The organism is Pseudomonas parasichuanensis, from assembly GCF_021601385.1.
Classification (GTDB): Bacteria; Pseudomonadota; Gammaproteobacteria; order Pseudomonadales; family Pseudomonadaceae; genus Aquipseudomonas; species Aquipseudomonas parasichuanensis.
The window spans coordinates 74,374-96,837 of record NZ_BQHO01000023.1 but is presented as its reverse complement, the minus strand read 5'-3'; the positions used below and the strand labels follow the sequence as shown (position 1 = coordinate 96,837).

At 65.5% G+C, this 22,464-nt stretch carries 15 protein-coding genes; 9 read left to right on the top strand and 6 right to left on the bottom strand.

Annotation, left to right across the window (positions count from 1 at the left end; genetic code table 11):
- Positions 1-17 precede the first annotated feature (17 nt).
- The 3 genes from tssC to pobA form a co-directional block, all read right to left on the bottom strand.
- Complete coding sequence (tssC, locus tag L6D77_RS18375) at positions 18-1,556, bottom strand: type VI secretion system contractile sheath large subunit (protein ID WP_232884522.1); 1,539 nt, start codon at positions 1,554-1,556, stop codon at positions 18-20.
- A gap of 33 nt (positions 1,557-1,589) precedes the next feature.
- Complete coding sequence (tssB, locus tag L6D77_RS18370; protein ID WP_232884523.1) at positions 1,590-2,093, bottom strand: type VI secretion system contractile sheath small subunit; 504 nt, start codon at positions 2,091-2,093, stop codon at positions 1,590-1,592.
- A gap of 491 nt (positions 2,094-2,584) precedes the next feature.
- Positions 2,585-3,772, bottom strand: coding sequence for a 4-hydroxybenzoate 3-monooxygenase (gene pobA, locus L6D77_RS18365; RefSeq protein WP_232884524.1), 1,188 nt, complete (start codon positions 3,770-3,772; stop codon positions 2,585-2,587).
- A gap of 133 nt (positions 3,773-3,905) precedes the next feature.
- On the opposite strand from pobA, the gene L6D77_RS18360 reads away from it, so the two are divergent.
- The 6 genes from L6D77_RS18360 (at position 3,906) to L6D77_RS18335 (ending at position 12,126) form a co-directional block, all read left to right on the top strand.
- Positions 3,906-4,781 carry a helix-turn-helix domain-containing protein gene (locus L6D77_RS18360; RefSeq protein WP_232884525.1) on the top strand — a complete coding sequence of 292 codons (876 nt, stop codon included), beginning with the start codon at positions 3,906-3,908 and terminating at the stop codon, positions 4,779-4,781.
- Between the two features lie 289 nt (positions 4,782-5,070).
- Complete coding sequence (locus tag L6D77_RS18355; protein ID WP_232884526.1) at positions 5,071-5,880, top strand: gamma-glutamyl-gamma-aminobutyrate hydrolase family protein; 810 nt, start codon at positions 5,071-5,073, stop codon at positions 5,878-5,880.
- A gap of 433 nt (positions 5,881-6,313) precedes the next feature.
- Entirely contained in the window at positions 6,314-7,231 is a 918-nt protein-coding gene (gene kdgD / locus L6D77_RS18350; RefSeq protein ID WP_232884527.1) for a 5-dehydro-4-deoxyglucarate dehydratase, read from the top strand.
- A gap of 136 nt (positions 7,232-7,367) precedes the next feature.
- On the top strand, positions 7,368-8,723 hold the full coding sequence (locus L6D77_RS18345; protein ID WP_232884528.1) for an MFS transporter: 1,356 nt from the start codon (positions 7,368-7,370) through the stop codon (positions 8,721-8,723).
- Positions 8,724-8,805: 82 nt separating this feature from the next.
- Positions 8,806-10,359 (top strand): galactarate dehydratase, encoded by a 1,554-nt coding sequence (garD, locus tag L6D77_RS18340; RefSeq protein WP_232884529.1) that lies wholly within the window; start codon positions 8,806-8,808, stop codon positions 10,357-10,359.
- Positions 10,360-10,545: 186 nt separating this feature from the next.
- Positions 10,546-12,126, top strand: a complete 1,581-nt coding sequence (locus L6D77_RS18335; RefSeq protein ID WP_232884530.1) for an aldehyde dehydrogenase (NADP(+)) — start codon at positions 10,546-10,548, stop codon at positions 12,124-12,126.
- Between the two features lie 167 nt (positions 12,127-12,293).
- Here the strand turns inward: L6D77_RS18335 and pgm are convergent, their stop codons facing one another.
- From pgm to L6D77_RS18320, 3 genes are all read right to left on the bottom strand, one after another.
- Positions 12,294-13,931: a phosphoglucomutase (alpha-D-glucose-1,6-bisphosphate-dependent) gene (gene pgm, locus L6D77_RS18330; protein ID WP_232884531.1), complete on the bottom strand. Its 1,638-nt coding sequence runs from the start codon at positions 13,929-13,931 to the stop codon at positions 12,294-12,296.
- A gap of 79 nt (positions 13,932-14,010) precedes the next feature.
- Positions 14,011-16,266, bottom strand: coding sequence for an ATP-dependent DNA helicase (locus L6D77_RS18325; RefSeq protein WP_232884532.1), 2,256 nt, complete (start codon positions 16,264-16,266; stop codon positions 14,011-14,013).
- Positions 16,263-17,912: a VRR-NUC domain-containing protein gene (locus L6D77_RS18320; protein ID WP_232884533.1), complete on the bottom strand. Its 1,650-nt coding sequence runs from the start codon at positions 17,910-17,912 to the stop codon at positions 16,263-16,265. The genes L6D77_RS18325 and L6D77_RS18320 overlap by 4 nt, the downstream gene beginning before the upstream one ends.
- A gap of 231 nt (positions 17,913-18,143) precedes the next feature.
- Between L6D77_RS18320 and ligD the strand changes: the two genes are divergently transcribed.
- The 3 genes from ligD to L6D77_RS18305 are packed head-to-tail and all read left to right on the top strand — an operon-like array spanning position 18,144 to position 22,454.
- A complete protein-coding gene (gene ligD / locus L6D77_RS18315) occupies positions 18,144-20,606 on the top strand; it encodes a DNA ligase D (protein WP_232884534.1) in 2,463 nt (820 codons plus the stop codon).
- A 55-nt stretch (positions 20,607-20,661) separates the two neighbouring features.
- Positions 20,662-21,702 carry an acyl-CoA dehydrogenase family protein gene (locus L6D77_RS18310; RefSeq protein WP_232884535.1) on the top strand — a complete coding sequence of 347 codons (1,041 nt, stop codon included), beginning with the start codon at positions 20,662-20,664 and terminating at the stop codon, positions 21,700-21,702.
- Positions 21,699-22,454 (top strand): PIG-L deacetylase family protein, encoded by a 756-nt coding sequence (locus L6D77_RS18305; RefSeq protein ID WP_232884600.1) that lies wholly within the window; start codon positions 21,699-21,701, stop codon positions 22,452-22,454. The genes L6D77_RS18310 and L6D77_RS18305 overlap by 4 nt, the downstream gene beginning before the upstream one ends.
- Positions 22,455-22,464 lie beyond the last annotated feature (10 nt).

Below are 22,464 nucleotides of genomic sequence, written 5' to 3'. Positions count from 1 at the left end.
GACTCCTGCTGCCGCGCTCAGGCCTTGGCCTTGGGCATCTGAGAAACCAACGACAGGTTGATGTCCATGCCCTCGACCTGAAAATGCGGCACGGCGAACAACTTGACGCGGAAGAAGCCCGGGTTGTCGTCGATGTCCTCGACGATGACCTTGGCTTCTCGCAGCGGGTGCGAAGCTTGCAGGTCGTCGCCGGGGTCGGTCATTTCGGTCACCAGGCTGCCGACCCACTTGTTCAGCTCAAGCTCCAGCAGGCGGCGGTCCTTGGTGGTGCCGATGTTTTCGCGCTGGATCAGCTTCAGGTAATGGGCAATGCGCGAGAGCAGGAACACATACGGCAGCCGGGCGTTGATGCGGCTGTTGGCAGTGGCTTCGGCGGTGTCGTAAAGCGCGGGTTTGTGCGCCGAGTTGGCCGAGAAGAAACACGCGTAATCGCGGTTCTTGTAGTAGGAAAGCGGAATCAGACCGAGGTTGGCGAACTCGAATTCACGGGTTTCGGGGATCATCACTTCGGAAGGGATCTTGACCTGGCTGCCGGTGCCCAGGTCGTACAGGTGAATCGGCAGGTCACTGACCGCGCCACCTGACTGCGGCCCACGGATCTGCACGCACCAGCCATTGGCGATGAAACTCTTGACCATGTTGGCGGCGAAGGCAAAGGTTGCGTTGACCCACAGGTACTTGCCGTGGTCCGGGCCTTTGACGTGTTCTTCGTAGTTGAAGCCGCGCACTGGCAGGGTGTCGGGGCCGTACGGCAAGCGGCCGAGCACCCGCGGGGTCAGCAAGCCCACATAGCGGGCGTCGTCGCTGGCCGCAAAGCTGTGCCACTTGATGTATTCGGCGCGGGCCATGTAGTTGCCGATATCCTTGATCGCCGACACCTCTTCCATGGTCTGTTTGCCGAAGAATTGCGGCCCGACAGCGCCTAGGAACGGCATGTGCGCGGCGGCCGCCACTTTCGAGACATTGCGCAGCAGCGCGATATCCTGCGGGCTGCGGTCGAACTCGTAGTTGGAAATGGCCGCGGCGATGGGCTCGCCGCCCGGGGTGTCGTACTCCTGGGTGTATGTATGCAGGTACAGGCCGCTCTGGGCGATTTCCGGCGCATCCTCGAAATCCTGCACCAGATGCGCCTTGCTGATATCGAGCAGTTCTATACGCACGTTCTGGCGGAAATCGGTCTGGTCGATCAGCGACTTGGCCCCGCGCCAGGTCGCCTCCACCCGCTGGAATTCCGGGTGATGCATGACGGCATCGAGTTGCCGGCTGATGCGCGCGTCGAGTGCTGCGATATGCTCATCCAGCAAGGCCCTGTCGAGCCGCTCGATCTTCGGCGCGACACTTTTGAGCAGGTCGAGAAAAACACTGACCGAAGCGGTCACGCGCTCATCGGCGGTGGCCTCCGACAAGACTTCGATACTTTGAAAGGCTTCGATGCCACTCAAGGCTTGCAGGGGGGTGAGGTTGATCTTTTCGAACAGCGCGTGATACACGCCATGGCGTTCTTCAGCCAATACCGTACCGCTGTGCGGTTGCACAGAAGAGTATTCCTGGGACATGGTTAACTTCCTGTAGGCGCAGACGGGAGTGGATCAGTGCTCGTGGTGCGGGGCGAGCGCGGCAAGCTCTCGGCGCAATGCGTCGCTTAACGCTTCATCCTTGAGGATTCGTTCCAGTTCACTGCGGAACGTTGCGTTATCCAGCAAGTTCGCCTTGAGCTCGCGCAGCAGGTTGCGCATCGCCAGCATCGCCCGCAGCTGCGGAAGCTGGCGTGCCACTTGCTCGGGCTCGAAGTCTTTCATGCGCTTGAAGTCGAGCTCGACGCAGGTTTCGCTGCCGTCACTGGCCAAGGTGTCCTCGACGGCGAACTTCAGCTGCGGTGAAAACTCTGCAAGCACACTGTCGAAATTGTTCTTGTTGATATTGACTTTACCGCGCTCAGACAAGGGACGCTGCTCTTTGCCATTGCTGTAATCGCCCATCAACATCAACTTAAGTGGCAGTTCGACGTTGCGCTGAGCGCCTCCAGTGTGCAGGTCAAGTTTTATATTGACACGTGCCTTTGGCACTTCATTCTGAAAACTGTTGGAAGCCATCATTCCTCCTGAAACAGGGCAGCGGCTCGATCGACTTCGACAAGCCACCATTGAGTGCATGGAGAATCCTTTCCGCATATGCCGCGCAACTTTTGCGTAAAAAACTTGGCACTTCTAGCCCAGCTAACAGGTAAAGAACTTTCCTACATTGGAAGGGTAACTTGCCTACCGCACTTCAAAAGGAATAGGTTGTCGATTGGGATTTTTCCGCGCTGAAACTTCCGAATTGCGACTTGCTCAGGGGGAAGGCGACGCTGAAGCATGCGCACCAGCGTGGGTATGGGGAGATGGTGGCATTGCTGGAGCGTTGATTTGCTGAAGGCTCTGCATGCTCTTTTTAGGAGCACCTTGTGCCGCGAAAGGGCCGCGAAGCGGCACCGAGGTTTCAGCAGCGCGACACATGATGCTGGGGCTGCTGTGCAGCCCTTTCGCGGCACAAGGCCGCTCCTACACAGGGCGTGCAAAACCATCTGTAAGCGCAATCGATCTTGTTACTCCACCACCTCGAACGGCAACCCCACATAGTTCTCGGCAATGTTCACCAACCCCGCCTGCGAGCTGAGGAAGTACTCGCGGTCCGCCTCCTGCATCTTGCGGTCCCAGTCATCGTGATGCTCACCAAAATCATGCAGCAACTGGGTCATGAACCAGCTAAAACGCTCGCCCTTCCACACCCGGCGCAAAGCCATCGGTGAATACTGGGCCAGCAGGTCGGTGCGCCCTTCGCGGTACACCTTGACCAGGATCCGGTACAGGTAATTCACGTCCGAGGCTGCAAGATTGAGGCCTTTGGCACCCGTGGGCGGGACGATGTGCGCGGCATCACCGACCAGGAACAACCTTCCATGCTGCATGGGCTCGACCACCAGGCTGCGCAACGGCGCGATGCTCTTCTCCAAGGCTGTGCCGGTGACCAGCCGTTCGGCCACCTCTTCGGGCAGCCGTGCCTTGAGCTCGCCCCAGAAACGCGCATCCGGCCAGTCCTCCACCCGCTCCTGCAACGGCACCTGCAGGTAATAGCGGCTGCGGGTCTGGGAACGCTGGCTGCACAGCACGAAACCGCGCGCGTGGTGGGCATAGATCAGTTCGTGGTTCACCGGCGGCGTATCGGCCAGCAGCCCCAGCCAGCCGAACGGGTAGACCCGCTCGTACGCCTTGAGCACACCATCGGGAATGCTTTGCCGGGCGACCCCGTGGAAGCCGTCGCAGCCGGCGATGTAGTCACAGTCGACGCGGTGCAACTGGCCATCCTTCTCAAACGTCAGGTAGGGCTGCGCGCCGTCGATACCATGGGGCTGCACCTTGCTGGCTGAATAGATGATCGGCGCCCCGCTCTGCTCGCGGGCCTGCATCAGGTCGCGGGTGACCTCGGTCTGGCCGTAGACCATCACCGTCTTGCCACCGGTCAGCGCCTTGAGGTCCAGGCGCTGGCGGCGGCCGCCTACAAGCAGCTCGACGCCTTCGTGGACCAGCCCTTCACGGTCCATCCGCTCGCCGACCCCGGCCTCGCGCAGCAGGTCGACGGTGCCCTGTTCGAGCACGCCGGCGCGAATGCGCCCAAGTACGTAGTCAGGGGTCTGGCGCTCGACGATCAGCGTGTCGATGCCGGCCTTGTGCAGCAGTTGACCCAGCAGCAGGCCGGACGGGCCTGCGCCGATGATTGCAACCTGAGTCTTCATTGTTGTTGTCTCTGTGTGGTGGTACGGTTCTCCCCTGCATTTTTACGAGCGATTCTTGGCAAAAAAGTGTGCTATCCACTGTAAAAACTGCACTTTTACAAAAAACGTTCGATTAACGGACAAGGCCATCCCCATGCCCAGCCCTCTCTCCGGCATTCCGCTGTTCCAGCTCTACGGCGAAAACCACGCCTGGCCCGACACCGACCTGCTGCACTGCGAGTCGATCCCGGCGCGCAGCCGCCTGCACCACTGGGAGATCAAGGCGCACCGCCATGCCGAGCTGTTCCAGCTGCTGTACGTGCAGCGCGGCGAGGCGCAGGTGGAGATCGAGGGTGAGCGCAGCGTGATCCGCCAGGCAGCGATCCAGGTGGTGCCGCCGCTGACCGTGCATGGCTTTCGTTTCAGCGCCGATATCCAGGGCCATGTGCTCACCTTTGGCACGGCGCTGGTGGCCGACCTCGAGCAACGCCTGGGCGCACCATTGAGCGTACTGGCCGCGCCCGGCTGCTACCCGCTGGGTCAGGACCGCCTGCGCCTGCACACCCTGATCGACACGCTGCAACAGGAATACCAGGGCCACGCCCCGGCGCGGGCGGCGCTGCTGCAGGCACTGGTCACCGCGCTGATGGTGTGGATCAGCCGCCAGCAGCACGACCGCGCCCCACGCACCCGCGGCGAGCGCGACCAACAGTTGCTTGGCCGCTATCTGCGCCTGGTCGAGGCGCATTACCGCGAGCACCTGGCCGTGGAAACCTATGCTGCGCGCCTGGGCATCAGCACCCTGCAGCTCAATCAGCTGTGCCGCGCCCTGGCCGGCCAGACCGCACTGCAGCTGGTGCACCAGCGCCTACTGCTCGAAGCCCGGCGTAACCTGCTGTACACACGCATGAGCATCGGTCAGCTGTCCGACAGCCTGGGCTTCAGCGACTCCACCTACTTCGCCCGTTTCTTCAAACGCTTGAGCGGCCAGACACCCAACGCCTACCGCCGCGCCACGCAAAGTGAATAATCATTGCAGCCACGCAAAGAGCCAACTGCGTCGTTAAATATTATTGACCAAGACCCCCGTCAAACCCTTGTCGCCCAAGGCCCCGAGAGCTTCAAACCCCCGAAAAACGGCGCCTAGGCGCCCTGCCACTCGTTTGACATATCGAACGGCTCTGGCAAGCTATCAGTCATGCCCCGACCGGCATCGCCCTCAATGCGAGCCGGCAGTGCTCGGGGCGACAGGCTGCACCCATGGCCCCGGCCGTGCACCTGCACAACAACGACAGGCAAGACCTGTCCCAAGGTGACATATGTCCAACAGCAACATTGGCAACAAGCAACCTTCCCTGCGCAAACCCGTCGTCCTGATGACCATGGGCAGCCAAGAGCGCAAAGGCCATGACTATCAGGTCATGACCCACAAATACATCACCCCGCTGGTCGAGTTCGCAGGTTGCGTCCCGGTGCTGGTCCCTACCTGCTGTGGCAGCGACGACCTCGAGACGTACCTGGACATGGCCGACGGCGTGTACCTGACCGGTGCCGGCAGCAACATCGACCCGGCCCTGTACGGCCAGGAAAACCAGACCCCCGGCAAGGGCCAGGACCAGAACCGCGACCTGTTCGACATCCCGCTGGTCAAGGCGGCGATCAAGCGTGGCCTGCCGATCTTCGGTATCTGCCGTGGCATGCAGGAAATCAACGTGGCCCTGGGCGGCGACATCTACCAGAAGGTCTACGCCGAGCCTGGCTTCAACGACCACCGGGAAAACCCGGAAGATCCGGTCGAGGTGCAATACGCCCAGGTGCACGGGGTGAAGATCAAGCCGGGCAGCTGGCTGCGCGACACCCTGGGCACCGACGAAATCCGCGTCAACTCGCTGCACGGCCAGGGCCTGCGCAAGCTGGGTGCCGGTATCGAGGCGATTGCCCATGCCGAAGACGGCCTGGTCGAGGCGATCCACGCGCCGAGCATTTCGCCCTTCCTGTTCGCGGTGCAGTGGCACCCGGAGTGGCAGGCGGCGAAGAACCCTGACTCGATCAAGATGTTCCAGGCCTTTGGCGACGCGTGCCGCGCCCAGGTCCGCAAGTCCCAGGTCAAGCGCCATCAGGCAGCCTGACCGAGCAAAGCTTCGTTAGCTTTGATCGCGGGGCGGCGCAAGGTCGCCCCCGTTTCCCACGGTCACCCTCTGCTGGTCCCAGAACACTTCCCGTGGAAGCGGGCGGCGGGCTTGTGCCTGTCTCCGCGATCTTTTTTTCCTTCCCCTAAAGAGATACGACAACCTGAAAAGGATCAGTCGTATGGGCTTTCATCCACAATCCCCTGTTTCTGCCAATCGCTGGCAAGCCAGCTCCCACACGGAGCACAGCCCATATCCCTTGTTATGCGCATAACCTGTGGGCGCCGGCTTGCCAGCGATAGCGTCTGACCTGCTCATCCACATCCTGAAATATTTCTGCGCACGGGGACTAGTCATCGTACAAGTTGTACGATAACTTATCTCTCACCTTGGTACACCACCTCCCCCCAAGCGCCACAGGATGCCTACAACAATGACTCCACAAGAACTGCAATCCATCCTTTCCCACGGCCTGCTGTCGTTCCCGGTCACCGACTTCGACGCCCAGGGCGACTTCAACCCTGCCGGCTACGTCAAGCGTCTGGAATGGCTGGCCCCCTATGGCGCCAGCGCACTGTTCGCCGCCGGCGGCACCGGTGAGTTCTTCTCCCTGGCCGCCAGCGAGTACAGCCAGGTGATCAAGACCGCGGTCGATACCTGCGCCACCTCGGTACCGATCCTCGCCGGTGTCGGCGGCTCGACCCGCCAGGCCATCGAATACGCTAAAGAGGCCGAGCGCCTGGGCGCCAAAGGCTTGCTGCTGCTGCCCCACTACCTGACCGAGGCCAGCCAGGACGGCGTTGCCGCCCATGTCGAGGCGGTGTGCAAGGCGGTAAACATCGGCGTGGTGGTCTACAACCGCAACGTCTGCCGCCTGAACGCCGACCTGCTGGAAAAGCTCGCCGAGCGCTGCCCGAACCTGATCGGCTACAAGGACGGCCAGGGCGATATCGAGTTGATGGTGTCGATCCGTCGCCGCCTGGGTGATCGTTTCAGCTACCTGGGTGGCCTGCCCACCGCCGAGGTGTATGCTGCCGCCTACAAGGCCCTCGGTGTGCCGGTGTACTCCTCGGCGGTGTTCAACTTCGTACCCAAGACCGCGATGGACTTCTACCACGCCATCGCCCGTGACGATCACGCCACCGTCGGCAAGCTGATCGACGACTTCTTCCTGCCGTACCTGGACATCCGCAACCGCAAGGCCGGCTACGCCGTGAGCATCGTCAAGGCCGGTGCCAAGCTCGCCGGTTACGACGCAGGCCCGGTGCGCACGCCGCTGACCGACCTGACCGCGCAGGAGTACGAGATGCTCGCCGCGCTGATGGACAAGATGGGGCCACAGACACTGTAAACCCCGATTGCCGGCAAACCGGCTCCCACAGGAGCTGGATTGCCGGCAATGGACCGCAACGCGGTCCAGCGCCCTGCCCTGGCGCCAACACACAATCTGATAGCCCGCACAAAAATAACTAGTGGGAGTACGCAGCATGCAAGCGACGAAAAAGACGCATGTACGCTACCTGATTCTGTTGATGCTGTTCCTGGTGACCACCATCAACTACGCCGACCGCGCCACCATCGCCATTGCCGGCTCCAGCCTGCAAAAAGACCTTGGCATCGACGCGGTCACCCTCGGCTACATCTTCTCCGCCTTCGGCTGGGCCTACGTCGCCGGGCAGATCCCCGGCGGCTGGCTGCTCGACCGCTTCGGTTCGAAGAAGGTCTATGCCTTCAGCATCTTCACCTGGTCACTGTTCACCCTGCTGCAGGGCTTCGTCGGCGGCCTGCCGGTGGCCTGGGCCGTGGTCACGCTGTTCACCCTGCGCTTTTTGGTCGGTTTCGCCGAAGCCCCGTCGTTCCCCGGCAACGCCCGGATCGTCGCGGCCTGGTTCCCTACCCAGGAGCGCGGCACCGCCTCGGCGATCTTCAACTCGGCGCAGTACTTTGCCACCGCCCTGTTCGCGCCGATCATGGGCTGGATCGTGTTCAGCTTCGGCTGGGAGCATGTATTCGTGGTAATGGGTGCGCTGGGCATCGTGTTCAGCGGGGTGTGGATGAAGACCATCTACAACCCGCGCCAGCACCCGCGCATCAGCGCCGATGAGCTGCAGCACATCGAGCAGAACGGCGGCCTGGTGGACATGGACCAGAAGCGCGGCAACGACGGCCCGAAATGGGGCTACATCAAACAGCTGCTGACCAGCCGCATGCTGCTGGGCGTGTACCTGGGCCAGTACTGCATCAACGCCATCACCTACTTTTTCCTCACCTGGTTCCCGGTATACCTGGTGCAGGAACGCGGCATGACCATCCTCAAGGCCGGTTTCATCGCCTCGTTGCCGGCGGTGTGCGGCTTCATCGGTGGCGTGCTCGGCGGGGTGCTGTCGGACTGGCTGCTGCGCCGCGGCAACTCGCTGACCTTCTCGCGCAAGCTGCCGATCGTCTGTGGCCTGTTGCTGTCGACCACCATGGTGTTCTGCAACTACGTCGACGCCGAGTGGATGGTGGTGGGCTTCATGACCCTGGCCTTCTTCGGCAAAGGCATCGGTGCGCTGGGCTGGGCCGTGGTGGCCGACACCTCGCCCAAGCAGATCGCCGGGCTGTCGGGTGGCCTGTTCAACACCTTTGGCAACATCGCCTCGATCACCACGCCGATCGTCATCGGCTACATCATCAGTGCTACCGGTTCGTTCAAGTGGGCGCTGGTGTACGTCGGCGCCAACGCCCTGGTGGCGGTGTTCAGCTACCTGGTGATCGTCGGCCCGATCAAGCGTATCGAGCTCAAGGACGGCCCAAAGCAAGAACCCGCACCAACCGCTGAGCTGGCAGGTTCGCGCCGCTGAGTGAGTGAAAGCCCCGGCGCCCATGCACGCGGCGCCGGCGGCCGTATGAAAGCCTGAGAGAAATAACCAGAAGGGCCTGACCATGCAGTTGATCGAACATTCCGAGTCGCCCCGCTACGTCCGCCTGCACGATGACGACAACGTCGTGGTGGTGGTCAACGACGGCGGCCTGGGCGAAGGCGCCCGCTTCGCCGACGGCCTGACCCTGGTCGAAGGCGTGCCGCAAAGCCACAAGGTGGCCACCGTCGATATCCAACCCGGCGCCCCTGTGCGTCGCTACGGCCAGGTCATCGGCTATGCCCGCGAATTGCTGCAACAAGGCAGCTGGGTCAAGGAAGATCAGCTGGACATGCCGGCCGCGCCCGAGCTCGACAGCCTGCCACGCTGCGATGCCGTGCCCGCCGCCCTGCCGCCGCTCGACGGCTTCACTTTCGAGGGCTATCGCAACGCCGACGGCACCGTCGGCACCCGCAACATCCTCGGCATCACCACCACCGTGCAGTGCGTGACCGGCGTGCTCGACCACGCGGTCAAGCGCATCCGCGCCGAACTGCTGCCCAAGTATCCCAACGTCGATGACGTGGTCGCCCTCACCCACAGCTACGGTTGCGGCGTGGCGATCAACGCCCGCGATGCCTACATCCCGATCCGCACCGTGCGCAACCTGGCGCGCAACCCCAACCTGGGCGGCGAAGCGCTGGTGATCAGCCTGGGCTGCGAAAAACTCCAGACCGGCCAGGTGATGCACGACGGCGACCCGTCGGTGGACCTCAGCGAGCCGTGGCTGTACCGCCTGCAGGATGCCTCGCTCGGTTTCGTCGAGATGATCGAGCAGATCATGCAACTGGCCGAAACCCGCCTGAAAAAACTCGACCAGCGCCGCCGCGAGACCGTGCCGGCCAGCGAGCTGATCCTCGGCATGCAGTGCGGCGGCAGCGACGCGTTTTCCGGCATCACCGCCAACCCGGCACTAGGCTATGCCGCCGACCTGCTGGTGCGCGCCGGGGCCACGGTGCTGTTCTCGGAGGTCACCGAAGTGCGTGACGCCATCTACATGCTCACCTCCCGCGCCGAAACGCCCGAGGTGGCCGAAGCGCTGGTGCGCGAGATGGACTGGTACGACCGCTACCTGCAACAGGGCGCCGCCGACCGCAGCGCCAACACCACGCCGGGCAACAAGAAAGGCGGCTTGTCGAACATCGTCGAAAAGTCCCTGGGCTCGATCGTCAAGTCCGGCAGTGGCGCCATCCAGGGCGTGCTCGGCCCTGGCGAGCGGGTGACGCGCAAGGGCCTGATCTTCTGCGCCACCCCTGCCAGCGATTTCGTCTGCGGCACCCTGCAACTGGCCGCTGGCATGAACCTGCATGTGTTCACCACCGGGCGCGGCACGCCGTACGGCCTGGCCATGGCGCCAGTGGTCAAGGTGTGCACCCGCACCGAGCTGGCCCAGCGCTGGCCCGACCTGATCGACATCGACGCCGGGCGCATCGCCACTGGGCGCTCGAGCATCGAGGAGCTGGGCTGGGAGCTGTTCCGCTATTACCTGGACGTGGCCAGCGGCCGCAACCAGACCTGGGCCGAAAAGCACGGGCTGCACAACGACATCACCCTGTTCAACCCGGCACCGATTACCTGATGCCAAGGGCTGGCCCGGTTTCCCCGTGTATTGCGATCCCTGTGGGAGCGGGTTTACCCGCGAACACCGGCGAAGCCGGTGCCATGCACCGCGTCGCCTGCTTCGCGGGTAAACCCGCTCCCACAGGGGCCGTGTCAACCTTCAGATCACGATCAGTCCTTTTCACCCTGCCAACAGGAGCATCCCATGCCTGAGATCCTCGGCCACAACTTCATCGCAGGCCAGCGCAGCGCCGCCGGCACCCAGCGCCTGCAGAGCCTGGACGCCACCACCGGCGAAGCCCTGCCCTACAGCTTCGCCCAAGCAACCGAAAGCGAAGTCGACCAGGCCGCCCTGGCCGCCGCCGCTGCCTTCGCCGAGTTCCGCCAACTGCCCCCGGCCCGTCGCGCCGAGTTCCTCGACGCCATCGCCGCCGAACTGGATGAGCTGGACGACAGCTTCGTCGCCATCGTCTGCCGTGAAACCGCCCTGCCCACCGCCCGTATCCAGGGCGAACGTGGCCGTACCAGCGGCCAGATGCGCCTGTTCGCCCAGGTGCTGCGCCGCGGTGACTACCTCGGTGCGCGCATCGATACCGCCTTGCCCGAGCGCCAGCCGTTGCCACGGGTGGACCTGCGCCAGATGCGCATCGGCGTCGGCCCGGTAGCCGTGTTCGGTGCCAGCAACTTCCCGCTGGCGTTCTCCACCGCCGGTGGCGACACTGCCGCCGCCCTGGCCGCCGGTTGCCCGGTGGTGTTCAAGGCCCACAGCGGCCACATGGCCACCGCCGACCTGGTCGGCTGCGCCATCGAACGCGCCGCCACGCGCACCGGCATGCCCAAAGGCGTGTTCAACATGGTCTTCGGTGGCGGTGTCGGCGAGTGGCTGGTCAAGCACCCGGCTATCCAGGCCGTGGGCTTCACCGGCTCGCTCAAGGGCGGTGATGCCCTGTGCCGCATGGCCGCCGAGCGCCCGCAGCCAATCCCGGTGTTCGCCGAGATGTCCAGCATCAACCCGGTGATCGTGCTGCCGGGCGCGCTGGCCAAGCGTGGCGAGGCCATCGCCCGTGAACTGGCCGGCTCCGTGTGCCTGGGTGCCGGGCAGTTCTGCACCAACCCGGGGATGGTCATCGGCCTGCAGTCGCCGGCTTTCGACCGGTTGCTCAGCGACCTTGGCCAGCATCTGGACCAGCAGGCCGGGCAAACCCTGCTCAACGCCGGTGGCCTGCGCAGCTACGTAGGCGGCCTGGAGCACCTGCACGCCCACGCCGGCATCCAGCACCTGGCCGGCCAGGCCCAGGCAGGCAGCCAGGCTCGCGCCCAACTGTTCAAGGCCGATGCGCGCCTGCTGGTCGACGCCGACCCGCTGCTGCAAGAGGAAGTGTTCGGCCCAACCACCGTGGCCGTGGAAGTGAGCGACCACGCGCAACTGCGCGCCGCCCTGCTCGGCCTGCGCGGCCAGCTCACTGCCACGCTGATTGGCGAGGCGGAGGACTTCGAAGCCTTCGCCTGGCTGGTGCCGCTGCTGGAAGAGAAAGTCGGGCGCATTCTGGTCAACGGTTACCCGACCGGTGTCGAAGTGTGCGATGCCATGGTCCACGGCGGCCCCTACCCGGCCACCTCCGACGCCCGAGGCACCTCGGTCGGCACCCTGGCCATCGACCGCTTCCTGCGCCCGGTGTGCTACCAGAACTACCCGCAGGCGCTGCTGCCGGCAGCTCTGCGCGACGGCAACCCGCTGGGGCTGCGCCGGCTGGTGAACGGCCAGTGGAGTGATGCGGCGATCTGATTTGCACATGAGTAAAAAGGGGCCGCTCTGCGGCCCATCGCGGGCAAGCCCGCTCCCACAGGTACTGCGCAAGTCCCACGACAAGCGCAAATCCTGTGGGAGCGGGCTTGCCCGCGATGGGCTGCAGAGCAGCCCCATTTGCTAAGAAGGTTTGCCAGCTCTGACGATCAGGCGATCGCCGCATCCACCAATACCTGGGCTTCCTCTACCAGGCGCTTGAGGTGCGCCTCGTCGATGAAGCTTTCGGCGTAGATCTTGTAGATGTCCTCGGTGCCGGACGGCCGCGCGGCGAACCAGCCATTGGCGGTCATCACTTTCAGGCCGCCGATGGCCTGGTTGTTGCCCGGGGCATGGCTAAGGATCTGCTCGATCGGCTCACCGGCAAGCTCCGTGGACTTGACCTGCTCTGGCGCCAGCTTGCTCAGCGCCGCCTTCTGCCGCAGGTCGGCCTTGGCCTCGACACGGGTGGCGTAGGGCTTGCCCAGTTTGGCGGTCAGGTCGGCGTAGATCTGGCTCGGATTACGGCCAGTGCGCGCGGTCATCTCGGCGGCCAAAAGGGCCGGGATCAGGCCGTCCTTGTCGGTAGCCCAGACCGTGCCGTCCTTGCGCAGGAACGACGCACCCGCGCTTTCTTCGCCGCCAAAGCCCAGGGAGCCGTCGAACAGGCCCGGGGCAAAGAACTTGAAGCCCACCGGCACTTCGTACAGCTCGCGGCCCAGCGCGGCCGTCACGCGGTCGATCAGGCCGCTGGACACCACGGTCTTGCCCACAGCGGCGTCGCTGCGCCACTGCGGGCGGTTGCGGTACAGGTAGTCGATGGCCACGGCCAGATAGTTGTTCGGTTGCAGCAGGCCGTCGGCGGTGACGATGCCGTGGCGGTCGTGGTCCGGGTCGCAGGCGAAGGCCACGTCGAAGCGCTCGCGCAGGCCGATCAGGCCCTGCATGGCGTAGGGCGAGGATGGGTCCATGCGGATCTGGCCGTCCCAGTCGACGCACATGAAGCGGAAAGTCGGGTCGACCTCGGTGTTCACCACTTCCAGGTTCAGCTGGTAGCGCTCGGCGATGGCCGACCAGTAGCGCACCCCGGCGCCACCCAGCGGGTCCACGCCCAGGCGCAGGTTGGCGCTACGGATCACGTCGAAGTCGATGACGTTTTCCAGGTCGGCGACATAGCTGCTGACATAGTCATGGCGCTGGGTGGTCGCGGCCTCGAGGGCCTGCTGGTAATCCATGCGCTTGACCCCGGCCAGGTTCGCCGCCAGCAGTTCGTTGGCCTTGGCCTCGATCCACTTGGTCACGTCGCTGTCGGCCGGGCCGCCATTGGGTGGGTTGTACTTGAAGCCGCCGCTCTGCGGCGGGTTGTGCGACGGGGTGATGACGATGCCGTCGGCCAGTTGCCGCTGACGGCCACGGTTGTGGCACAGGATGGCGTGGGACACCGCAGGCGTCGGGGTGTACTCGTCATCCTTGCTCAGCCGTACCTGCACGCCATTGGCGGCCAGCACTTCCAGCGCGCTGGCAGCGGCCGGGGCAGACAATGCATGGGTGTCGGCACCGATGAACAGCGGGCCGTCGATGCCCTTTTCCTGGCGGTACAGGCAGATGGCCTGGGTGATCGCCAGCACGTGATGCTCGTTGAAGCTCAGCTCGAACGAGCTGCCCCGGTGGCCCGAGGTGCCGAAGGCCACGCGCTGGGCCGCCACGGCGGCGTCGGGGCGGCCGGTGTAGTAGGCGGTCAACAGCTTGGGGATATCGACCAGCACGCTGGCCGGAGCCGGCTTGCCTGCCAAAGGACTGAGCGTCATGCAAAACCTCGAAAGCAACAAATGTTGGGGTTGGAACGCGGAGTGTACTGGGAGTTTCAATGCCAGGCGATGGGCGCGTTCAGGCGTATTGCCACCAACTGGGGAACATCTGCCGCACCCGGGGTTCGGCGAAGCGTTCGTCGATCAGCAATAGCACGCCACGGTCCTGGTCGCCACGGATCACCCGGCCGGCGGCCTGGATCACCTTGCGCACGCCGGGGTACAGGTAGGCGTAGTCGAAACCGGCACCGAACTGCCGGCCCAGGCGCTGCTTGAACTGCTCGTTGACCGGGTTGACCTGGGGCAGCCCCAAGGTGGCGACGAACGCGCCGATCAGCCGCGTACCCGGCAGGTCGACGCCCTCGCCGAAGGCACCGCCGAGCACGGCGAAACCGATGCCCTGCCCGTCGGCCACGAACCGCGCCAGAAAGGCCTCGCGCCCGGCCTCGTCCATGCCCGGCGCCTGGCGCCACTGGGGCAGCCCGGGGTGGCGCTCGGCCAACAGTTGAGCGACCTGTTCGAGGTATTCGAAGCTGCTGAAGAACGCCAGGTAATTGCCGGGTTGGCGCGCGTACTGCGCGGCAATCAGCTCGACGATCGGCGCCAGCGACGCCTGGCGCTGCTGGTAGCGGGTGGACACCTCGCTGACGATGCGCACCTCCAGCTGCTCGGCGCGAAACGGCGCGGCCACCTCCAGCCAGGCAGTGTCGGCCGGCATGCCCAACAGGTCGCTGTAGTAGTGCCGGGGGTTGAGCGTGGCGGAGAACAGCGTGACGCTGCGCGCCGCGCTCATCCGTGGCCCCAGCAACCGGGCCGGCACCACATTGCGCAGGCACAGAGTGGCGAGCCGCCGGCCACGCGGGCCATTGCGCTGGCTGATATCGAACAGGAAGTGCTCGTCGAACAGCTCGGCGATACGGCTGAACTGCAACGCCTGGTAGAAGAACTCCAGCACCTTGGGCTCCACCTCGGCGGGCGCCTGGTTCATGCGCTCCTGGATCAGCCCGATGCATTGCTGCAACGCACGCAAAAACGCCTCGGGCAACTGCTCGACGGCCTGGTACGGCGCCACCTGGGCCTTGTACAGCGCATTCCATTGGCGGTTGAGCCGATCCAGCGCACTGGTCAGGCCCGCCGGTTTGGCCTGGCGCAGCGCCTGCAACTGGCCCTGGTCGAGGCTGGCGCTGTACATCTGCCGGCCGCGTTCGACCAGGTTGTGCGCCTCGTCCACCAGCACCGCCGTGCGCCACTGGTTGGCCTGGGCCAGGCCGAACAGCAAGGCATGGGCGTCGAAGTAATAGTTGTAGTCGGCCACCAGCAGGTCGACCCAGCGCGCCATTTCCTGGCCGAGGTAGTACGGGCACACCTGATGCACCAGGGCCACTTCACGCAGGGCCGTGCGGTCGAGCAATGGCACTGCCGCAGCAGCCTCACGGGCGGCAGGCAGGCGGTCGTAGAAGCCCTTGGCCAGCGGGCAGGACTCGCCATGGCAGGCGTTTTCCGGGTACTCGCAGGCCTTGTCACGGGCAATCAGCTCCAGGGTGCGCAGGGCCGGCTGGATGCCGTCAGCGGTGAGCTGGCGCAAGGCATCCAGAGCCAGGGCGCGGCCTGGGGTCTTGGCGGTGAGGAAATACAGCTTGTCCAACTGCTGGGGCACCACGGCCTTGAGCAGCGGGAACAGGGTGCCCAGGGTCTTGCCGATGCCGGTACTGGCCTGGGCCATCAGGCAGCGGCCGGTGCTCACCGCCTTGTACAGGGTTTCAGCCAATTGCCGCTGGCCCTGGCGCAGCTCGGGGTATGGGAACGCCAACGCCTGCAAACCGCGGTTGCGTTCGGCCAGGCGCTGCTCCTGGGCCCTTGCCCAGGCGAGAAAGCGCTGGCACTGGGTTTCGAAGAACTGCTGCAGTTCGGCGGCGCTGTGGCGCTCGTGGATGAGCGTCTGGCTGTCGCTGTCGATATCCAGGTAGACCAGCGCCACCTCGATGTCCGCCAGTTGCCGCGCCTGGCACAGCAACCAGGCATACACCTTGGCCTGGGCCCAATGCAGCTGGCGGTGGTTGTCGGGCTGTCGGGCCAGGTCGCCACGGTGGGTCTTGATCTCCTCCAGGCGGTTGCCCGCCGGGTCGTAGCCATCGGCGCGACCGCGCACGCGCAGGCCCTGGTATTCGCCCTCCAGCGCCACTTCGGCCTCGTAGCCGGCAGCGCGCCGGGCTACCACCCGGCGATGGCCGGCAATGCCTTCCTGGGCGGTCGGTGACGGGGTGAAACGCAGGTCGAGGTCGCCCACCTTGGCGCTGAACTCGCACAGGGCGCGCACCGCTACCGTATAGCTCATGGCGCCGCCTGCCAGCGCACATGGCAGACCACCACCGGCAAGCCATGTTCTTTGCAGAACGCCAGCCAGCGCAGCTGGTTATCCTGTAAGCGGTCGCCCGGCCCCTTGACCTCGACCATGCGATAACGCCCCTCGTCGGGCCAGAACTGGATCAGGTCGGGCATGCCGGCGCGGTTGTTGCGGATGTCCTGCAGCAGACGCACAAAACACGCTTTCAGGTGGGCAGCGGGCAGGCACGCCAGGGCCTGGTCGAGCAGCGGCTCATCGAGCATCTGCCAGAACACGAAAGGTGACTGCAGGCCCTGCTTGGCGCTGAAGCAGGCGCGGATCGCCTGCCCATGGTTGCCATCGTCGAGCCGCCCCAGGCACTGCTCGAACAGCGCCGCACGGCGCTGCTGGAAGTCGCCATCGTGCAGGTCCTGCGGCCCGCTCTGGAACGGGTGGAAGAACGCACCCGGCAACGGGGCGAAGATGGCGTCCCAGCAGAGCAGGCCGAACAGGCTGTTGAACAGCGTGTTCTCGACATAGTGGGCGACCCCGCCGCCCTGCTCCAGGTGCCGGCGCACCGCCTCCTCCACCCCGTACACCGCAAGCTCGGCCGGCAGCTCCAGCTCGATCACCTGTACCGCATCACTGCGCCGACGAGGTTGCGGCGGCCCGCCGAGCTTGCGCGCCAGGCGCGGCAGCATGCGCTCCAGGGCCTGGCACTCCAGCGGGTTGGCCGGCGCCGCCGCCATGCTCGCCGCCAGCGCGTGCGCCTGCGGCCACTGCTCGCTGCGCTCGAACACCCGCACCTGGCGGATACGTGCCTCGGGGTGAGCGCATTCGCCATACACCTGCAGCGCCAGGTCCCAATCCCCCAGGCGCTCGCAGTGCTGCCCGAGGTTGAACAGCAACCGCGCACGCCGCCGCGCCAGCCAGGGGTTGTCGCTGCCCAGCCCGTCGAGGGTCGCCAGCAGCGTGGCGGGCGCCTCGCCCTGCTCCAGGCGCTCGGCGCACTGGTGCAGGGCCATGGCCAGCTCAACTTCGCTGCGCTGGCGCAGGGCCCGGGAGTCTTCGGCAAACGCCACCTGTTCGTAGCGCAGCACGCCCAAGTCGGCGAGGACGAACTCCGACCAGTCCTGATAGAGGTTGCCAAAAAACAGCAGGCGCAGGCGGTCGCACAGCGGCTGCAAGCGCCAGTGGATGATCCGTGCAGGGAAACCGGGGTACCACGTGTCGAGCGAACGCGGGGCCAACTGCAACGCCTGCAACTGCTCCAGCAGCTCGGCCTTGCCGGCTTTGGGCCGGCTGAGTTGCCCGGCAAAACACTGCAGCACTTCCTCCTTGCGCAGCAGTGGCCACAGCTGTTCCAGCGTCAGCGGTGCCTGGGCATCGGCCCAGCCCAGGGCCAGCAAGGGAGCCAGGGCGCTGTCGGTATCGCCGATCTCGTCGTAACTGAGCTTGTCACTGCGAAACAGCTCGCCCTTGCGCATGACCATGCGCACCAACAGCGCCTGGGCAGGCGCCGGCAAGCCGGCGAAGGCGCGGATGAACCCGTGCTCGTGGGCATCGAGCAGGTCGGCGTAACGTTGTTCGACCCAGTTCAGCACCTGGCGGAAGTTGTGCAGGTAGTAGAACGGGTCATCGACGGAATGGGCAATCACGGTGCGGGATCGGGCGCGGGAAATGGACACTGGTTATACATACAGACCCCGCCACCGGGCAAGTGCCGTGGGTCGCGTCGACGGTCATCAGAGCGGGGTTCACTCGGTTGGCTCACCCCCACGGGAATTGATACGGGGTTTCGTGAAGTCCGCTTGATCACGCTTTTTTGAACTCCGCGCACCGCCGTCACCTCCCAATCTTGAGACCCGCGAACCGTCCCGGAGCCCGCCATGGCCAAGCCTCTGCAGGAGTACCAGCGCAAGCGCGACTTCAACGCAACGCCCGAGCCTGCGGGTAAACGCGCCCGCCCACGCTCGGCCCATGCGCTGCAGTACTGCATCCAGAAGCACCACGCCAGCCACCTGCACTACGATTTTCGCCTGGAACTCGATGGCGCCCTCAAGAGCTGGGCAATCCCCAAGGGCCCCTCACTCGACCCCAAGGTGCGGCGCCTGGCGGTGCATGTGGAGGACCACCCGCTGGATTACGCCGATTTCGAGGGCCACATCCCCGAAGGCCACTACGGCGCCGGCGATGTGATCGTCTGGGACCGGGGCGTCTGGGAACCCGAAGGCGATCCGCACCAGGCCTATGCCAAGGGCAAGCTGCGCTTTCGCCTGCAAGGCGAGAAGTTGTCGGGGGTGTGGAACCTGTTCCGCACCCACCTGGCCGGCAAGCAGGAGCAATGGATGCTGGTCAAGTCCGATGACGGCCATGCGCGCAGTGAAACCGACTACAGCATCGTCGAGGCCTTGCCGGACAGCGTGCTGAGCGATCGCACTGTGCTGGCGCGCCGCCCGGCCAAGGTGAGTGCCTCCTCGCGCAAGGCCAAGCCCAAAGCCCTGCCGGACATGCTCCAGCCGCAACTGGCCACCCTGGTCGATTCCCCCCCGAGCGGCGACTGGCGCTACGAAGTCAAGTTCGATGGTTACCGCATCCTGGCGCGCATCGACGGCAACGACGTACGCCTGTTCACCCGCAATGGCCACGACTGGAGCGCGAAGATGCCCCGTCAGGTCAAGGCGCTGAAGGCCTTGGGGCTCGACTCGGCTTGGCTGGATGGGGAGATGGTGGTGGTGGACGACAACGGCGTGGCCGACTTCCAGGCCTTGCAGAATGCCTTCGACACCGAACATGACGAATACATCACCTATTACCTGTTCGATTTGCCCTACCTGGGTGGCGAGGACCTCACTCAGCTACCGCTGCAGGCGCGTCGCAGCACCCTGGCCCGGCTGCTGGAAAATAACGCATCGCAGGTGCTCAGGTACTCCGCCGATTTCGACGAGCCGGTCGATTCGCTGCTCGACAGCGCCTGCCGCTTGGCGCTCGAGGGTTTGATCGGCAAACGTGCCGACAGTCCCTACGTGGGCCGGCGCAGCAGCGACTGGATCAAGCTCAAGTGCAAGCAGCGCCAGGAGTTCGTGATCGTCGGCTACACCGACCCCAAAGGCAGCCGCAACGGCTTCGGTGCCCTGCTGCTGGCCCTGCACGACCCCGACAGCCGCCAGCTGCGCTACGCCGGCAAGGTCGGCACCGGCTTCAGCGCCGCCACCTTGGACAGCCTCCTCGCCCGTTTCAAACCGCTGCAGACTGACACACCGCCCTTGGCCAAGCCGCCCACCGGCGCCGAGGCCCGCGGGGTGCACTGGATCGAGCCGCAGCTGCTGGCGGAGGTCGCCTATGCCCAGATGACCCGCCAAGGCAGTGTGCGCCACGCGGTGTTCCACGGCCTGCGCGACGACAAACCCGCCAGCAGCATCGACCTGGAGCGAGCCATGCCCGGCAAAACCGCAGCCAGGGCGCAGCCCGAGGCCCTGAGCAACCTGCACCTGACCCACCCCGACCGCGTGATCGACGCGACCACCGGCACCACCAAGCGCCAGGTCGCGCACTACTACGCCCAGGTCGCCGAGTGGCTACTGCCGCAGCTCAAGGACCGGCCGGTGGCGCTGGTCCGTGCCCCGGACGGCCTGGGAGGCGAGCTGTTCTTCCAGAAGAACGCCGGCCAGTTGCAGCTTCCCCACGTGCGCAGCTACAGCAAGGCCGAGGCAGGTCAGGCGGCCATGGTGTTCAACCGCGCCGACAGCCTCCTGGGCGCGGTGCAGATGAACATGCTCGAACTGCACACCTGGAACGCCACCGACAAGGACTTCGACCGGCCCGATCGCTTCATCCTCGACCTCGACCCCGATCCGGCGCTGCCGTGGAAGGCCATGGTCGAGGCCACCCAGCTGACCCTCACCCTGCTCGACGAACTGGGCCTGAAGGTGTTCCTCAAGACCAGCGGCGGCAAGGGCATGCACCTGGTCGTGCCGCTGACCCGGCGTGCCGGCTGGGACGAGGTGAAGGCCTTCAGCCATGCCCTGGTCACGCACATGGCCGGGCTGTTCCCTGACCGCCTCAGCGCCGTGTCCGGCCCAAGGAACCGGGTCGGGCGGATCTTCATCGACTACCTGCGCAACGGCAAAGGCGCCACCACCGTCGCGGCCTACTCGCTGCGCGCCCGCGAAGGCCTGCCGGTGTCGGTGCCGATCTGGCGCGAGGAGCTCGGCCAGCTCAAGGGCGCCAACCAATGGCATATCGGCAACCTGCACGAGCGGCTTGGGCAGGTCGACGACCCGTGGTCCGGGATGGCGAGGACCCGCCAGTCGATCACCGTAGGTATGCGAAAACAGCTGGGGATCGACTGATGGCGCCAGTACTGACTCTGCATTCACCCGCCACGGTTCTAGGAGCGCCTCGCCCATGAGCATCATCCAGGACATCGACCTGCCCCACCTTGACCACCTGTTGCGCAGTTTCGCTACGCGACCGCAGGCCATCGACCTCGACACCCTGTTGCCGAAGCTTCTGCAAGCACTGCAGGCCGGCCACCTCGACCTGCTGCCCCTGCCAGGCCAGGGCCACACGCTCGAACGCTGGAAGACCCTGGCCCGAGTGGCCGCCTGCGACCTGAGCCTGGCCAAGCTCTACGAGGGGCACACCGACGCCTTGGCGATCCTGGCCGAATGCGGCGCCGCCCACGTTGCCTGCGCAGGGATCTGGGGGGTGTGGGCCGCCGAGCCACCGGATGCCCGCACCCGCATCGTCGAGCGGGTCGGCCAGCAGGTTCGCCTGCAAGGCCGCAAGGCCTGGTGCTCCGGTGCGTTGCAGATCGACCGCGCGCTGCTGACCGCCTGGGAGGACGACCAGCCTCAACTGGTGGCCATCGAGCTGCCCCATCCCGGCCAGCGCATCCAGGCCGACCACTGGCAGGCCGTCGGCATGGCCGCTACCACCAGTGTCGCCATCGCGTTCGACAACTCGCCGGGGCTGGCCATCGGTGCACCGGGCGAGTACCTCTCTCGCCCAGGCTTCTGGCAAGGCGGCGCAGGCATCGCGGCCTGCTGGTATGGCGCCGCCGAGGCCCTGGCGGGCTACCTGCGCGAACAGTGCCGCAAACCGCGGCCCGACCCGCACGCCGATGCGCACCTGGGCGCGGTCGATGCCGCGTTGTACGGCGCCCGCGCGGCCCTTCGCGAATGCGCCGCGTGGATCGACCGCCACCCGCACGGCGACGCCAGTTTCCAGGTACGGCGCACTCGCGCCCAGGTCGAGCAGGCGGTCGAGCAGGTCATCCAGCATGTCGGCCGGGCGCTGGGCGCCACGCCGTTCTGTCGCAGCAGCCATTTCGCCCGGCTCAGCGCCGACCTGCCGGTGTACCTGCGCCAGAGCCATGCCGAGCGCGACCTGGCCGAGCTCGGCAGGCAACTGACCGGCATGCCGGAGGGAGCATGGCAATTATGAAACCGAACCTGATACAGGCCGCTACGGGAACGCCGTGGAGCGCCTGGCAACAGTCCGCGCACCTGGCCCGTGCCACCTGGCTGACACCAGCACAACTGTGCCCGCCCGGCAGGCGCCTGGTGCTGCTGGCGCCCCATCCGGACGACGAGATCCTCATGGCCGGCGGCTTGTTGGCGAACTTTGCTGGCCGTGAACAGGACCTGGTGCTGATTTCCGCCACCAACGGCGAGGCCAGCCACCCGCACTCCACCCAGTGGACCGAACACCGCCTTCGCCATCAGCGCCCGCTGGAGAGCCGCCATGCCTTGCAACTGCTGGGGCTGGACCTCAACCGGCTCGACTGGCGACGGCTCAACCTCAAGGACGGCGCCCTGCCCCGCGATGAAGCCTTCCTGGTCACCCACCTGGAACAGTTGCTGCAGCCCGACGACCTGCTGCTGACCACCTGGCGCGGCGACGGCCACTGCGATCACGAGGCGGCCGGCCGCGCCAGCGCCCGGGCAGCCCAGTCGCGCCGCGCGCAGCTGGCCGAGGTGCCGGTGTGGGCCTGGCATTGGGCCGCAGCCGACGACCCGCGGCTGCCCTGGCCGCAGGCACATCGCTTGCCGCTCGACGAATCGCGCCTGGCGCGCAAGCGCGAAGCGCTGGCCGCCCATGCCAGCCAGCTGCAGCCCGATGGTGATCGTCCCCCCGTGCTCCCCGAACAGTTGCAGACCTGCCTGCTGCAACCCTTCGAACTGATCTTCCTGTAAATGGAGCCGC

What these genes read in the sequence shown, in the direction of transcription:
- tssC (WP_232884522.1), bottom strand. Translation starts at nt 1,556, where the DNA reads ATGTCCCAGGAATACTCTTCTGTGCAACCGCACAGCGGTACGGTATTG.
- tssB (WP_232884523.1), bottom strand. Translation starts at nt 2,093, where the DNA reads ATGGCTTCCAACAGTTTTCAGAATGAAGTGCCAAAGGCACGTGTCAAT.
- pobA (WP_232884524.1), bottom strand. Translation starts at nt 3,772, where the DNA reads ATGAAGACTCAGGTTGCAATCATCGGCGCAGGCCCGTCCGGCCTGCTG.
- L6D77_RS18360 (WP_232884525.1), top strand. Translation starts at nt 3,906, where the DNA reads ATGCCCAGCCCTCTCTCCGGCATTCCGCTGTTCCAGCTCTACGGCGAA.
- L6D77_RS18355 (WP_232884526.1), top strand. Translation starts at nt 5,071, where the DNA reads ATGTCCAACAGCAACATTGGCAACAAGCAACCTTCCCTGCGCAAACCC.
- kdgD (WP_232884527.1), top strand. Translation starts at nt 6,314, where the DNA reads ATGACTCCACAAGAACTGCAATCCATCCTTTCCCACGGCCTGCTGTCG.
- L6D77_RS18345 (WP_232884528.1), top strand. Translation starts at nt 7,368, where the DNA reads ATGCAAGCGACGAAAAAGACGCATGTACGCTACCTGATTCTGTTGATG.
- garD (WP_232884529.1), top strand. Translation starts at nt 8,806, where the DNA reads ATGCAGTTGATCGAACATTCCGAGTCGCCCCGCTACGTCCGCCTGCAC.
- L6D77_RS18335 (WP_232884530.1), top strand. Translation starts at nt 10,546, where the DNA reads ATGCCTGAGATCCTCGGCCACAACTTCATCGCAGGCCAGCGCAGCGCC.
- pgm (WP_232884531.1), bottom strand. Translation starts at nt 13,931, where the DNA reads ATGACGCTCAGTCCTTTGGCAGGCAAGCCGGCTCCGGCCAGCGTGCTG.
- L6D77_RS18325 (WP_232884532.1), bottom strand. Translation starts at nt 16,266, where the DNA reads ATGAGCTATACGGTAGCGGTGCGCGCCCTGTGCGAGTTCAGCGCCAAG.
- ligD (WP_232884534.1), top strand. Translation starts at nt 18,144, where the DNA reads ATGGCCAAGCCTCTGCAGGAGTACCAGCGCAAGCGCGACTTCAACGCA.
- L6D77_RS18310 (WP_232884535.1), top strand. Translation starts at nt 20,662, where the DNA reads ATGAGCATCATCCAGGACATCGACCTGCCCCACCTTGACCACCTGTTG.
- L6D77_RS18305 (WP_232884600.1), top strand. Translation starts at nt 21,699, where the DNA reads ATGAAACCGAACCTGATACAGGCCGCTACGGGAACGCCGTGGAGCGCC.